This is a genomic window from Aquitalea pelogenes (assembly GCF_001515305.1).
GTDB classification, from domain to species: domain Bacteria; phylum Pseudomonadota; class Gammaproteobacteria; order Burkholderiales; family Chromobacteriaceae; genus Aquitalea; species Aquitalea pelogenes.
This window is the reverse complement of record NZ_LNQV01000179.1, coordinates 1-204: the sequence shown is the minus strand read 5'-3', so window position 1 is coordinate 204 and position 204 is coordinate 1. Positions and strand designations below refer to the sequence as shown.

Below are 204 nucleotides of genomic sequence, written 5' to 3'. Positions count from 1 at the left end.
CCGGGCTCACTGGCCGGGCCAACCTGTAACGCGGCCACGGCAGCGGCGAGTCTGGCGGCAAAGGCATCGTAGATGCGTCCTGCACCAGCAGGCGGTTGGTGCATGCCGGGCTCACTGGCCGGGCCAACCTGTAACGCGGCCACGGCAGCGGCGAGTCTGGCGGCAAAGGCATCGTAGATGCGTCCTGCACCAGCAGGCGGTTGG

At 69.1% G+C, this 204-nt stretch carries 1 pseudogene; it reads right to left on the bottom strand.

The features are described from left to right. A pseudogene (locus tag AWT75_RS21915) lies at positions 1–204 on the bottom strand (hypothetical protein); the annotation flags it as partial.